This is a genomic window from Streptomyces sp. NPDC096046 (genome assembly GCF_040303285.1).
Classification (GTDB): Bacteria; Actinomycetota; Actinomycetes; order Streptomycetales; family Streptomycetaceae; genus Streptomyces.
The window spans coordinates 35,787-48,947 of sequence record NZ_JBEOSZ010000002.1; the positions used below are offsets into that span (position 1 = coordinate 35,787).

Sequence of the window (13,161 nt, forward strand, 5' to 3'; positions counted from 1 at the left end):
GAGGGGACCAACGGCGTCTGCGACCGGGCCGCACCGCGGACGAGAGTGGAATCCGGAGCGGCACTGACATCCCTCTCGGTGCCGCGCCCGTACCGCTCCGCCGGGTCACCTCCGGCGGCACCGACGTACCGGAGGCGCACTGCCATGACCCGACAGGAAGCCGGGACCACGACCACCACTCCTCTCACCGAGGCTCCGTCCGACACCGCCATCGCGGTGGACCGGCTGGTGACGGCCGGGTTGAAGGCGCTCGCCGACTACGAGGAACTCGACCAGGAGCAGGTCGACCACATCGTCAAGAAGGCCTCGGTCGCCGCGCTGGACCAGCACACCGCTCTCGCCCGCCTCGCGGTGGAGGAGACCGGCCGCGGCCTGTTCGAGGACAAGGCGGCCAAGAACATGTTCGCGTGCGAGCACGTCACGCACGGCATGGGCCACATGAAGACCGTCGGCGTGATCGCCCGCGACGACGTGGAGGACCTGGTGGAGATCGCCGAGCCGGTCGGCGTGATCGCCGCGGTCACCCCCGTCACCAACCCGACCTCCACCACGATCTTCAAGGCGCTGATGGCGCTGAAGACCCGCAACCCGGTCGTCTTCGCCTTCCACCCCTCCGCCCAGCGGTGCAGCGCCGAAGCGGCCCGTGTCGTGCGCGACGCCGCCGTCGCCGCCGGTGCGCCCGAGCACTGCGTCCAGTGGATCGAGACCCCGTCCATCGAGGCCACGCGCACCCTGATGCACCACCCAGGCATCTCCCTCATCCTCGCCACCGGCGGCAACGCCATGGTCAAGGCCGCCTACTCGGCGGGCAAACCCGCCCTCGGCGTCGGCGCCGGCAACGTCCCCGCCTACGTGCACACGAGCGCAAAGCTGCGCCGGGCCGTCAACGACCTCGTGCTGTCGAAGTCCTTCGACAACGGCATGATCTGCGCCTCCGAACAGGCCGTCATCCTCGACGCCGAGATCTACGACGCGGCCCTGGCCGAGTTCCGTACCCTGCACGCCCACCTGGCGACCGCCGAGGAGAAGGCGAAGCTGGAGGCCTTTCTCTTCCCCACCGGCAAGGCAGCCGGCGGCGGCTGTGAGCCGAAGGTCAACTCCGCGGCCGTCGGGCGGAGTCCGGCGTGGATTGCCGAACAGGCCGGGTTCACCGTGCCCGGCGACACCTCGCTCATCCTGGTCGAGGCCGGGCGGGTCGGCCCGGACGAACCGCTGACCCGCGAGAAGCTCTGCCCGGTACTCGCCGTGCTGCGCGCCGGCTCCGAACAGCAGGGCTTCGACCTCGCCGCCGACATGGTCGCCTTCCACGGCCAGGGCCACAGCGCGGTCATCCACACAGAGGACCGTGACCTCGCCGAGGCGTACGGCCGCCGTATCAAGACGGTGCGGGTCATCGTCAACTCGCCATCCTCGCAGGGCGCCATCGGCGGCATCTACAACAGCCTGCTGCCGTCGCTGACCCTGGGCTGCGGCTCCTGGGGCAGCACCTCGGTGTCCAACAACGTCTCCGTGGCCCAGCTGCTCAACATCAAGCGGGTCTCCACCCGCCGCAACAACCTCCAGTGGTTCAAGGTCCCGCCGAAGATCTATTTCGAGCCGCAGGCCCTGCGCTACCTGCAGTCCATGCCGGACATCCACCGCGTCACGATCGTCACCGACGCCACCATGACCCGCCTCGGTTTCGTCGACCGCGTCACCCACATCCTGCAGCGCCGCCGCGACCCGGTCACCGTGCAGATCATCGACAACGTCGAACCCGAGCCGAGCATCGACTCCGTCCGTCGCGGCGCCCACCTCATGGGCGACTTCCGCCCCGACACGATCATCGCGCTGGGCGGCGGTTCGCCCATGGACGCGGCCAAGGTGATGTGGCTGCTGTACGAGCAGCAGGCCGTCGGCAAGGACGTCGACTTCGCCGATATGCGGCACAAGTTCTCCGACATCCGCAAGCGCGCCTTCCGCTTCCCCGTCCTGGGCAAGTTCGCCCGCCTGGTGTGCGTGCCCACCACGTCCGGCACCGGCGCCGAGGTCACCCCCTTCGCCGTCATCTCCGACCCGGCGACGGGCAAGAAGTACCCGCTCGCCGACTACGCGCTCACCCCCAGCGTGGCCATCATCGACCCGCTGCTCACCACCGAACTGCCCCCGGCGCTCGCCGCCGACAGCGGCTTCGACGCCCTCACCCACGCCATCGAGGCGTACGTGTCCGTCTACGCCAACGACTTCACCGACGGCCTGGCACTCCACGCGATCCGCCTCATCTTCGACAACATCGCGGCCTCCGTGAACGACGGCGAGGGAAGTCCTCAGGCGCGGGAAAAGATGCACAACGCCGGCACCATCGCGGGCATGGCCTTCGGCAACGCCTTCCTCGGCATCGTCCACGCCATGTCCCACACCCTCGGGGCCACCTTCCACATCGCGCACGGCCGCACCAACGCGGTCCTGCTCCCGCACGTCATCCGCTACAACGGCACCGTCCCCACGAAGCTCACGGGCTGGCCCAAGTACGAGCACTACCGCGTCCCCGAACGCTTCCAGGACATCGCCCGCACCCTCGGGCTGCCCGCCGCCGACCCGGAGGAGGGCGTGGAGTCGCTCGCCTCGGCCGTGGAACGCCTGCGCGACGCCGTAGGCATCGAGCCGTCGTTCCGCACCCTCGCCGTCGACGAGCGCGCGTTCCTCGACGCCCTGCCCCAGCAGGCCCTGAACGCCTACGAGGACCAGTGCGCGCCCGCGAATCCACGGATGCCGATGCTCGACGACATGCAGGAACTCATGCGCACGGCCTACTACGGCCAGAAGGATGTTCCCCGGGCATAGGCCGACCGGGGCGCGGTAGGGCCGTTCGGCCCTACCGCGCCCCTCACCGCCCGCATTCAAATGGTCTGATCCGCCCCTGCCGGTGACCGCCACCACCGGACTCGGCCCCGAGACCGCGGCGGGCTCCAGCTCACCGATCGTCGAAGGGACACCCGGATGCGGTGCCGGTCCCGTGGCCGACAACACCGCGGCGACCAGCGCCGTCACGGCAACGGCATTGCTACCGAAGCACCCACGCAGTGAGCGACGAACCCCTACGGAACCCGCCATGACCACCGACAACGCCCCGCCCTCCACCACCGGACCACGGCACGGCGTGGAACTCGACAGCGCCGAAGCCCTGCGACTCCTGGGCAGCGTCTCTCTGGGCAGGATCGTCTTCACCCAGCACGCGCTCCCCACCATCAGGCCGGTCAACCACATCCTCGACGACGGCGACATCATCATCCGCACCCACGAAGGCTCGGCGATCACCTCGCACACCCGCCATGCGAACGGCTCAGGCGTCGTCGTCGCCTACGAGGCCGACACCATCGACCCGGACACCCACCTCGGCTGGAGCGTGGTCGTCACCGGCTACGCCCGCCTGATCACCGACCCCCACGAACTGGCCCGCTACCAGAGGCTGCTCCACCCCTGGGTGAAACACGTCATGGACTACGCGGTCCGCATCCACCCCGACCTGGTCACGGGAATACGGCTCACCGCCGCCGACGAGCCCGTCAGCGCCTGACCCCGACGGATCAGCGAACCGCGGCAGGGCTCCGCGGACTCCTGCCGAGCTCGCCACCGGATGGGAAGGAGGCTCCTCACTTCTCTTGCGATTCCGGCAACCGATCCCGGGTGGATATGTAGAGCGATTGCAGGGTCTGTCGAACGAGCGGTGTAACCGGGGTTGATGGTTACTGACGGGCTGCGGAGCGGCGGCCGTCGAAGGTGATGTCGAAGGCGTTCAGCGCGGTCTTCCAGCGCATGGCCCAGCGGGCCTGGCCCTTGCCCGTGGGGTCGAGCGACATGATCGCCATGCAGACGCACTTCAACGCGGCCTGCTCGTTCGGGAAGTGCCCGCGGGCCTTGACCGCCCGGCGGATACGGGCGTTGACCGACTCGATCGCGTTCGTCGCGCAGACGATGCGGCGGATCAGGAGCTGACCGATCCTGGGGCCGCACCACGCCAGGGTCACAGGGCCCGGAGCCCGTGCTCCCTGAACTGCTCACGCACGCGCTCGGTCAGCTCCGGGGCGGGCGTGGCGGTGTCGCGCAGAGGGAAGGGCAGCCCGAGGGCGTCGTACTTGTGGGCTCCGAGCTTGTGGAACGGCAGGACGTCGACCCGGTCGACGTTGCCCAGCCCGGCCAGGAACGCGCCCAGGCCGTCGATGGCTTCCGGGTCGTCTGTCCAGCCGGGGACCAGAACGTAGCGAAGGTGCACCGGGACGCCCAGCCGGTCCAGCCGCGTGGCGAAGCTCAGGGTGGGGGCGAGCGAGCCGCCGGTGAGCTTCCGGTAGGTCGCAACGTCGAAGGACTTGATGTCGAGCAGGATCAGGTCGGTGTCGGCGAGCAGTTCGTCGGTCGCACGAGCGCCCAGGAAGCCGGAGGTGTCCAGGGCGGTGTGCAGGCCGGCCTCCTTGCAGCGGCGCAGCACCGCGCCTGTGAATGCCGGCTGGAGCAGCGGCTCACCTCCCGTGAGCGTCGCTCCCCCGCCTGCCGTGGTGATGAAGGGTCGGTACTTGCCGATCTCGGCCATCACCTCGTCGACGGTGGCTTCCCGCCCGTCGCGCATGTGCCAGGTGTCGGGATTGGCGCAGTACAGGCAGCGCAGAGGGCAGCCGCTGGTGAACAGCACGAACCGCGTGCCTGGGCCGTCCACGCCGGTGGACAGGTCCCAGGAGTGGATCCGGCCCGAGACCTGTCCGGCGGCGAGCTGCGTCACGGTGTTCACAGTGCTCCGTGGAAGGTGCGGCTGATCACGTCGAGCTGCTGCTCGCGGGTCAGGCGGACGAAGTTGACGGCGTATCCGGAGACCCGGATCGTCAACTCCGGGTACCTCTCCGGGTGTTCCATGGCGTCCTCGAGCGTCGCCCGGTTCAGCACGTTGACGTTCATGTGGAAGCCGCCGGAGGCCATGTAGGCGTCGAGGATGCCTGCCAGGTTCGTGGCACGCTCGGCCGGGTCGTGGCCGAGGCCCTCGGGCGTGACGGTCGAGGTGAGGGAAATGCCGTCGCGGGCGCCCTCGTACGGGAGCTTCGCCACCGACAGCGCGGAGGCGACCATGCCGTGCCGGTCGCGGCCGTTCATCGGGTTCGCACCGGGCGCAAACGGGGCACCCGCGCGCCGGCCGTCGGGGGTGTTGCCGGTGTGCTTGCCGTACACCACGTTGGAGGTGATGGTCAGCACCGACTGGGTGTGCTCGGCGTCCCGGTAGGTGGGGTGCTTGCGCACCTTGGCCATGAACGACTCCACCAGATCGACGGCGATGCCGTCGGCGCGGTCGTCGTTGTTGCCGTACGCGGGGAACTCCCCCTCGGTCCGGAAGTCGACGGCGAGGCCCGTGGCGTCCCTGAAGACCTTCACGCGCGCGTGCTTGACGGCGGACAGGCTGTCCACGGCGACCGACAGGCCCGCGATGCCGCACGCCATGAACCGGTGCACCGGATAGTCGTGCAGCGCCATCTCGATGCGCTCGTAGGCGTACTTGTCATGCATGTAGTGGATGACGTTGAGCGCGTCGACGTACGTCTGCGCCAGCCAGTCCAGCACCCGGTCGTACGCCGCCGACAGCTCGTCATACTCCAGGCACTCGCCCGTCAGTGGGGGCGTCTCCGGCGCGATCTGCTCGCCGGTCATCTCGTCCCGGCCGCCGTTGACCGCGTACAGCAGCGCCTTGGCCAGGTTGACCCGGGCCCCGAAGAACTGCATCTGCTTGCCCACCGCCATCGCGGACACACAGCAGGCGATCGCCGTGTCGTCGCCGGTACGCGGCCGCATCAGCTCGTCGGACTCGTACTGGATGGAGCTGGTGTCGATCGAGACCTGGGCGCAGAACTTCTTGAAACCCTCGGGGAGACGGGGTGACCACAGGACGGTGAGGTTGGGCTCAGGGGCCGGACCCAGGTTGTAGAGGGTCTGCAGGAAGCGGAAGGACGTACGGGTGACCAGCGGACGTCCGTCGGCGCCGATCCCGCCGATGGACTCCGTCACCCAGGTCGGGTCGCCGGAGAACAACGCGTCGTACTCCGGGGTGCGCAGGAACCGCACGATCCGCAGCTTAATCACGAAGTCGTCGATCAGCTCCTGAGCACGCGTCTCGTCAATACGGCCCTCGTCCAAGTCCCGCTGCAGGTACACGTCTAGGAAGGTGGAGGTCCGCCCCAGCGACATCGCCGCACCGTTCTGCTCCTTCACCGCGGCCAGGAAGCCCAGGTAGAGCCACTGGACGGCCTCGTGCGCGGTGGCGGCGGGGCGGGTGACATGGCAGCCGTACGAGGCGGCCATCTCGGCCAGCTCCCCCAGTGCGCGGATCTGCTCGGCCAGCTCCTCACGGTCCCGGATGACGTCCTGGCTGGAGGGTTGCGCGTCCAGCAGCGCGCGCTCGGCCCGCTTGGCCTCGATCAGCCGGGCTGTGCCGTACAGCGCGACACGCCGGTAGTCGCCGATGATCCGGCCACGGCCATAGGCGTCCGGCAGCCCCGTGATGATCCCCGCCTTGCGGGCGGCGCGCATCTCGGGGGTGTAAGCGTCGAACACGCCGTCGTTGTGGGTCTTGCGGTAGGTACCGAAGACCTCCGTCACGAACGGATCGACCTCGTAGCCGTACGCCGCCAGCCCGTTCTCGACCATCCTCAGACCGCCGTTCGGCATGATCGCCCGCTTGAGCGGGGCGTCGGTCTGCAGGCCCACGACCAGCTCACGGTCGGGGTCGATGTAACCGGGCGCGTGCGAGGTGATCGTGGACGGGGTGGTCGTGTCGACGTCGAGGATGCCCCTCTCCCGCTCCTCGGGGAACAGGGCGCTGACCTTGTCCCAGACCGCGAGCGTGCGCCCGGTCGGACCGGCCAAAAACTCCGAGCCGCCCTCGTACGGCGTGTAGTTGGCCTGGATGAAGTCCCGCACGTCGACCTGCTCGCGCCACCGCGCCCCGGCGAACCGGCGCCACGCTTCTGCGGGTGCGTCTACGCCGGTCTGGGCCACTTCTGCGTGGGGTGCCACCGTCATCACTGCCTCCACATGCGTTCACGACACCGTCCACGGGATCTCCGGGTTCGGCTCCACCGACGATGCTCGTCGCCCACCGTGGTCCGGGGCAGGGCCGCCAGGAACCCGTCACCGCGACCGTCCGGCCCCTTTGCCATGGGGCCCTTCGGCCCTCTGGGCAGGGTGCCGGTCAGGCGGAGAGCTGCACCCCGTACAGCGTGCGTCCGCCGATCAGCTCTCGTCCGGTCACCAGCTCGGGCTCGACACGCACCAAGACCTCCACGGGCGAAGGGACCCAGGAGCAGGGAACAACCCTGTTCAGGTGCTCGCGCTCGGCCGGATCGCGCACCACTGCCGCCCGCCCGGTCACGACGACACTCCAGCCGGCCCGGGCGACCGCGTCGACCTCGTCCGCCTCGAAGGCGACCACCGCGCCATCAACGGCACGGACCAGTTCGGAAGCCGCGGAGGTGCGCAGCAGCACCGCACCGTCGTCGTCCAGACAGAAGTTGACCGGCAGGACCGCGGGCAGGGCCTGCCGTGTGTACACGATGCGGCCGACCGACACCTTCGCCGGCAGACCCAGACACTCCTGCCGACCGAGTTCGCGGAAACCATCGTCGGGATACATAGCCAGTCCGTCCCTCACGCAGTGCAACGCTGGCACTCCATCGTCCGTGGCACCGGCGGAGGAGGTCAGAGGCCATCAGTCCCACCTGTGCCTGAGAGCGGCCCTCGCTGCGGTGCCACTACGCCCGTCGGCATCCGTCAGGCCGACCCGGCCCGTCCAGGAGCCGGACGAGCGCTGTCCCTCGGGGTTTGCTCTGCCCAAGCACGAAAGGCACACCAGATCCGCCCCCTGACCGCACGGACCAAGAGAGGTGATCGGTGTCCGTCGGGCCAGTCGACCCTGGTCAATGAAGCCGGTCGCCTGGGAGGCGACCCACCGCCTCGAGGTCGCTCTCTCCTGAACGGCGGCAGGGAGCGCCACGCATATGCGTCGGCACGCCGCCCCGGAGTGACCCCGCAGTCCGCGCCCGGAGGCCGTCCCGCCGTCGGTACAGGGCCGAGCGGCCCTGTACCGACGTGCCCGATGGCAGGAAGAGTGACCGGCGCGCTCGCGTATGCGGGTCCGGTGCTTGAGCCGGCGCCCGCGTATGCCGAATACCGATTGCGTGGCGGCCGAGCAACCGACGCGCGACAACGACTTCAAGACGGACGGGAAGGGTACGGGTGGACGTCAACGAGGTGCTGCTCCCCGGGGTGGGGCTGCGTTACGAGTTCGTCAATCAGGACGGCGACAGGATCGGCGTGGTGGCACGGCGATCGGGCGACTTCGAACTGGCGGTCTACGGAGGCGTGGATCCGGACCAGGCGAAGGCGGTCTTCCGGCTCACCGGCGAGGAGGCCGACGTCCTCGCCGAGATCCTGGGCGCTCCACGCATCGCCGAACGGTTCGCGGATCTGACCAGAGAGGTTCCCGGTCTCAGCGCCGGACAGGTCGAGGTGCTCGCGGACACTCCGTTCGCCGGCCGTCCGCTCGGGGAGTCCAGGGCTCGCACACGGACGGGTGCGTCGGTCGTGGCGATCGTCCGTGGTGAGGACGTCATCCCCTCCCCGGGTCCGGAGACCGTGTTGCAGTCCGGCGACGTCCTGGTGGTGATCGGGACCCGCGAGGGGATCACCGCGGTGGAACGACTCGTCCGGGGCTGACGGGATGCGGATCTCAGTCGCCCTGCTACTGGAGCTGGGCATCATCCTCGCCGCCCTGAGCCTGCTCGGAGCGCTGGCGCGACGTTTCGCGCTGTCCCCGGTGCCGTTGTATCTCCTGGCGGGGCTGGCCCTGGGCGAGGGAGGCGTCGCCCCGGTGCCGGCGGCCGGGGAGTTCGTGGAGACCGGCGCGGGTATCGGGGTGGTCCTCCTGCTGCTGGTGCTGGGTCTTGAGTTCACGGTGCCGGAGTTCGTGGTCAGCCTGAACCGCCACCTTCCTTCGGCGGTGGTCGACCTCGTACTGAACGCGGTTCCCGGGGCGGTGGCGGGATGGCTGTTCGGGCTGGACGCCGCAGGGATCCTGGCGCTCGCCGGCGTGACCTACATCTCGTCCTCCGGCATCATCGCCCGGCTCCTGGGCGACCTGCGCAGGATGAGCAACCGGGAGACCCCGGCGGTGCTGTCCGTGCTGGTGCTGGAGGACTTCGCGATGGCCGCGTACCTCCCGCTGCTCGCCGTCGTCGCCGCCGGCGGAACCTGGCAGCAGGCCCTGCTGGGAGTACTGCTGGCCCTCGGTGCCGTGGTGGCCGCCCTCAGTCTGTCCTACCGGTGGGGACATCACTTGGGACGGCTGCTGTCGCACCCGGACGCCGAGCAGTTGCTGCTGCGGGTCCTCGGCGCGACGCTGGTCGTGGCCGCTCTGGCCGAGGCAGTCCACATCTCGGCGGCAGTCGGCGCCTTTCTGATCGGGCTGTCGCTCACGGGTGAGGCCGCGGACCGGGCGCGAAAGGTGCTGAGCCCGCTGCGGGACCTGTTCGCCGCGGTCTTCTTTCTGGCCATCGGCCTGTCCATCCGCCCGGACGCTCTGCTTCCGGTATTTCCCGCCGCCCTGCTTTTGGCCGCGGTCACCGCCGTGACGAAACTGACGTCCGGCTGGTACGCGGCACGCCGCGAGGGCGCGGGACGCCGGGGACGGCTGCGGGCGGGAACCGCGCTCATCGCCCGGGGCGAGTTCTCCATCGTCATCATCGGGCTGATGGGCACGCGTCATGACCGGCTCGGCGCCCTAGTGGCCGCCTATGTCCTCCTTCTCGCCGTGACCGGCCCCGTCATCACCCGATTCGCCGGAGCACGCTCACCGGCCGCGGAGCGCTCACCGGGGCGCGGCACTCCGATCGGATGACGGCCCCGTGGCGCCCGTGACGGCGCCGCCAACCGAGCCGCAAAGGCCGCTTCTTGCACCATCACTGCGGTTCAGGGGCTCGCAAGCGCCGTACCACCAGCAGACGAAGAACCTCCTGGTGTCGTACTCGCCGCAGAAGCCGGGCTTCTTCCAGTCCAGATGCCCGGGCCGATGCCTCCCCCGGCACCGGTCCCGGGGCCCAGGTGGCGTGCAGCGGGATGACGGCGGTTCTCGGGGATGCCTGGGACGGTGGTTGCCATGGTGTACGACCTCTCGGCCTGCGCGTGTCCCCCTTCCTGGCCGACGCTGGAACCGGCGCATCGGGAAGGTGTGTGACCGGTGATCACGTACCGGCAGGCAGAAGCTCCGGTTCTTCGGCGTAGGCGGCGGTGAGCTGGTCGATCTGCTCGTAACCGGTGCGCAGCAGGAAGGTGTTGAGGCGTCCGTAGGACTTGGCGCCCAGGATGAAGAAGTGCCGTTCGGGGTTGCGCAGGGCGTCGATGCCGAGGGAAGGCTGGGCGAGGCAGTCGCCGCCCGCGGAGCCGAGGAGGGCGGCGGAGAGGTTCATGGGGGCGCCGGTGGCGTAGCACTCGTGGACCTGCAACTGCCGGTAGAGGGAGGCGTCGCCCGTGTACCCGGTCAGCGCCACGATGTGGTCGCAGACGATCTCGCGTGGGCCGCTCGCGGTGGTGAGGGTGACGCCCACCCGGTCGCCGGCGCGTCGCAGGGCCGCCACGTGGGCGCCGGTGTGGACGGTGACGCGGTCGTGGGTGCCGTCGGCGAGGGCCTGGGACGTGTCCACGAGGTGTTGGCGGCCGGGCAGGGTGTCGTCGGGTACGGCGCCCCAGTCGGGGGCCGGGCTGCGGACCGCCCACTCGACGCGGGTGCTGGGCAGGGCGGCGAGGTCGCGGGCGGCTGTCTGGGCGGATTTTCCGGCGCCGACGAGCAGGACGGTTCCTGCCCAGCGGGCGGGGTCGCCGGTGTCCGGGAGGGTGCGGGTGATGCGCTCGGCGAGGGCGCGTTCGCCGGGGGCGGGGATGCCGCCGGGACCGAGGGTGTTGGGGTGGGAGTAGGTGCCGGTGCAGTCCAGGACGAGGTCGGCCTCGGTGGTGTCCTCGCCGTCGGGGGTGTCCAGGAGGAGGGTGAAGGGGGCGGCGGCGCGAGTGTCGGTGCCGATCTGCTCGTGCTTGAGCAGGCCGGTGCGGGCGATGGCGACGACGCGGGTGCGGTACCGGATGCGGCCTTCAAGGGCGGGCAGTACGGCGACCGGGTCGAGGAGTCGGGTCGCCAGTTCGGCCCCGGTGGGGCAGTAGTCGCCGGTCGGGGCGTCCGGCAGGTGGGTCCGCATCCGGTGGGAGACGTTGAGGTCCCACGGGGTGAAGAGGCGGGCATGGCCCCAGGCCCGTACGTGGGCGGCGACGAGGTCCGCGGCCTCGTAGACGGTGAACGGCCATCCCGCGTTGGCGCAGGCGAGGGCGGCATCGAGCCCGACGGGTCCGGCCCCGAGGATCGCGACGTGTCGCTGCATGGTCAACTCCCTTTCGGTGCGGCTCAGATGGCGCAGTGGACAGGGCGGGGAAGCGTGCCGTCGGTGAGGCGGGCGGCGAAGAATCGCTCGGTGACCAGCTGCTTGCCCAGGGCGAGCGACGTTCCGGCGGGCGCGAGGTGCAGGTCGGGGCTGGTGGCGAGGTCGGCTCCCGCGGGGTGCCAGTGCAAGCCGTCGGCGGTGACGGTCAGTTCGGGGATGCTGGAATTCTCGCCGATCTCCACTCCGGTCTCCGAGAAGCCGCGGCGCAGCAGCGGACGTACGGCGAAGTGATCGGCGGGCAGGCCGAGTCCGGCCAGCAGCTCGGCGGCCGCGGGGATCTCGTGGGTGTTGTCCTCGGTTTCGGTGAGGGCGACACGTGGGGGCAGTCCCAGGTCGATCAGGTGGCGGATGCCGTCCATGGTGCGCAGCCAGGACCCCGCCCCGCGGTGCAGGTCGTGGGTGCGGGCGGTGGCGCCGTCCAGGGAGGTCTGGACGGTGAGTTTGCGGCCGGCCAGGTCGGCGAGGCCGGCGGCGCGGCGGCCTCGCAAGAGCATCGCGTTGGTCATCACGACGGTGGGCAGCCGGGCGGAGGCGTGGTCGAGGAGGTTGACGATGTCCGGGTGCAGGAAGGGTTCGCCGCCGGTGAGGTACAGCTCGGTGAAACCGGCCTGTACGGCCTCGTCGACGAGAGCACGGAAGGTGTGGTCGGGCAGGGTGCGGGCGGCGGCCTTCGGGGAGGAGGCGACGGCGCAGTAGTCGCAGGCCAGGTTGCAGTGGAAGTTGGTGTAGATCCACAGCCGGGACGGGAAGTAGGGGGTGCCGAACAGCGGGACCACCGGCCGGTCGCCCTGCAGGGCCTGGGGCGTGGTCTCGCCCCAGCCGTCGTCCGCCGGCCGGAAGCCGGAGGGCAGGGTGGAGCGGTAGAGGTGGTAGCGGCCGCGGGAGCGCTCGCGCGGCGGCAGGATCTCCAGGCAGGTGGTCCACCAGCCGGTCTCGATGGTCTCGGCGAAGATCTCGGGGAGCCCCGCGGCGCGCATGGAGCGGGCCTGCGCCTGCCAGTCGTACGAGAGTGGGATCAGCTCGGCGGTGGCGTGCCCGTCGGAGAGGTCGAGGAGGGCGTACCAGACCTCGCGGCGGCCGTCGTTGGCCGGTTTGCCGAGCACGCCGACGTTGACGGCGAGGGTGTCGCCGATGCGCCGCTGCCAGGGCAGGCCGCTGTGGGTGCACAGGACGACGTCGGCCCCGGACGCCTCGGCTCGCAGGCGGTGCTGTTCCTCGGGGAGGGACTCCCACCAGAAGTCGTTCAGCGCCAGGGTCGAGCCGTGGACCATGTGGACGTCCACGCCGTCGACACTCTCCCGGTGTTCGGTGGCCAGGGTGCCCATCCAGGCGGCGAAGTCGCGGCCGGTGGTGGCGAGTGTGTGGTCGTAGATCAGCTGGGCGTACTCGTTGTCCTTCGGGTCGCGGTAGCCGCAGCCGCAGTCGGTGTCGCCGCGTGCGATGGCCACGTCGTAGTTCCCGGCGACGCACTCGATGCCGTTGTCGGTGAGGATCGGCCACAGGGCGTCGACGTCTGCGCCGAATCCGCCGAGGTCGCCCAGGCAGAACAACCGCTCGGCGCCCCGGGCGCGGGCGTCGTCGACGAAGGCCTGGAGGGCGTAGGGGTTCCCGTAGGGCCCTCCGCAGACGGCGATGCGCATGGGGTCGGTCTCCTAGGTGTCGAAGG

Annotated in this window: 9 protein-coding genes and 1 pseudogene; 4 read left to right on the plus strand and 6 right to left on the minus strand. The window is 70.2% G+C overall.

Going from position 1 to position 13,161, the window contains the following annotated elements; translation table 11 throughout:
* Positions 1–144 precede the first annotated feature (144 nt).
* Both adhE and ABTX62_RS02570 read left to right on the plus strand, forming a co-directional pair.
* The gene (gene adhE / locus ABTX62_RS02565) at positions 145–2,823 is read left to right on the plus strand and encodes a bifunctional acetaldehyde-CoA/alcohol dehydrogenase (RefSeq protein ID WP_352114447.1); all 2,679 of its coding nucleotides are present in this window, start codon (positions 145–147) and stop codon (positions 2,821–2,823) included.
* 268 nt (positions 2,824–3,091) lie between these two features.
* Positions 3,092–3,556, plus strand: coding sequence for a pyridoxamine 5'-phosphate oxidase family protein (locus ABTX62_RS02570; RefSeq protein WP_352114448.1), 465 nt, complete (start codon positions 3,092–3,094; stop codon positions 3,554–3,556).
* Positions 3,557–3,725: 169 nt separating this feature from the next.
* On the opposite strand, the pseudogene ABTX62_RS02575 reads toward ABTX62_RS02570, so the two are convergent.
* The 4 genes and pseudogenes from ABTX62_RS02575 to ABTX62_RS02590 all read right to left on the minus strand — a co-directional run.
* A pseudogene (locus tag ABTX62_RS02575) lies at positions 3,726–3,965 on the minus strand (transposase); the annotation flags it as partial.
* Between the two features lie 38 nt (positions 3,966–4,003).
* The gene (gene pflA, locus ABTX62_RS02580) at positions 4,004–4,762 is read right to left on the minus strand and encodes a pyruvate formate-lyase-activating protein (protein WP_502997894.1); all 759 of its coding nucleotides are present in this window, start codon (positions 4,760–4,762) and stop codon (positions 4,004–4,006) included.
* On the minus strand, positions 4,759–7,035 hold the full coding sequence (gene pflB, locus ABTX62_RS02585) for a formate C-acetyltransferase (protein WP_352114450.1): 2,277 nt from the start codon (positions 7,033–7,035) through the stop codon (positions 4,759–4,761). The genes pflA and pflB overlap by 4 nt, the downstream gene beginning before the upstream one ends.
* 169 nt (positions 7,036–7,204) lie before the next feature.
* On the minus strand, positions 7,205–7,645 hold the full coding sequence (locus ABTX62_RS02590) for a pyridoxamine 5'-phosphate oxidase family protein (protein WP_352114451.1): 441 nt from the start codon (positions 7,643–7,645) through the stop codon (positions 7,205–7,207).
* A 602-nt stretch (positions 7,646–8,247) separates the two neighbouring features.
* Here ABTX62_RS02590 and ABTX62_RS02595 point away from each other — a divergent pair.
* Complete coding sequence (locus tag ABTX62_RS02595; protein ID WP_352114452.1) at positions 8,248–8,727, plus strand: cation:proton antiporter regulatory subunit; 480 nt, start codon at positions 8,248–8,250, stop codon at positions 8,725–8,727.
* Between the two features lie 4 nt (positions 8,728–8,731).
* Positions 8,732–9,907: a cation:proton antiporter gene (locus ABTX62_RS02600; RefSeq protein WP_352114453.1), complete on the plus strand. Its 1,176-nt coding sequence runs from the start codon at positions 8,732–8,734 to the stop codon at positions 9,905–9,907.
* A 343-nt stretch (positions 9,908–10,250) separates the two neighbouring features.
* On the opposite strand, the gene ABTX62_RS02605 is transcribed toward ABTX62_RS02600, so the two are convergent.
* Positions 10,251–11,435: an NAD(P)-binding domain-containing protein gene (locus tag ABTX62_RS02605; protein WP_352114454.1), complete on the minus strand. Its 1,185-nt coding sequence runs from the start codon at positions 11,433–11,435 to the stop codon at positions 10,251–10,253.
* Positions 11,436–11,458: 23 nt separating this feature from the next.
* Positions 11,459–13,135, minus strand: a complete 1,677-nt coding sequence (locus ABTX62_RS02610) for a radical SAM protein (protein WP_352114455.1) — start codon at positions 13,133–13,135, stop codon at positions 11,459–11,461.
* Between the last annotated feature and the right edge of the window lie 26 nt (positions 13,136–13,161).

Excerpts from the sequence above, each read along its gene's own strand:
- adhE (WP_352114447.1), top strand. The coding sequence starts at position 145 with ATGACCCGACAGGAAGCCGGGACCACGACCACCACTCCTCTCACCGAG.
- ABTX62_RS02570 (WP_352114448.1), top strand. The coding sequence starts at position 3,092 with ATGACCACCGACAACGCCCCGCCCTCCACCACCGGACCACGGCACGGC.
- pflB (WP_352114450.1), bottom strand. The coding sequence starts at position 7,035 with ATGACGGTGGCACCCCACGCAGAAGTGGCCCAGACCGGCGTAGACGCA.
- ABTX62_RS02590 (WP_352114451.1), bottom strand. The coding sequence starts at position 7,645 with ATGTATCCCGACGATGGTTTCCGCGAACTCGGTCGGCAGGAGTGTCTG.
- ABTX62_RS02600 (WP_352114453.1), top strand. The coding sequence starts at position 8,732 with ATGCGGATCTCAGTCGCCCTGCTACTGGAGCTGGGCATCATCCTCGCC.
- ABTX62_RS02605 (WP_352114454.1), bottom strand. The coding sequence starts at position 11,435 with ATGCAGCGACACGTCGCGATCCTCGGGGCCGGACCCGTCGGGCTCGAT.
- ABTX62_RS02610 (WP_352114455.1), bottom strand. The coding sequence starts at position 13,135 with ATGCGCATCGCCGTCTGCGGAGGGCCCTACGGGAACCCCTACGCCCTC.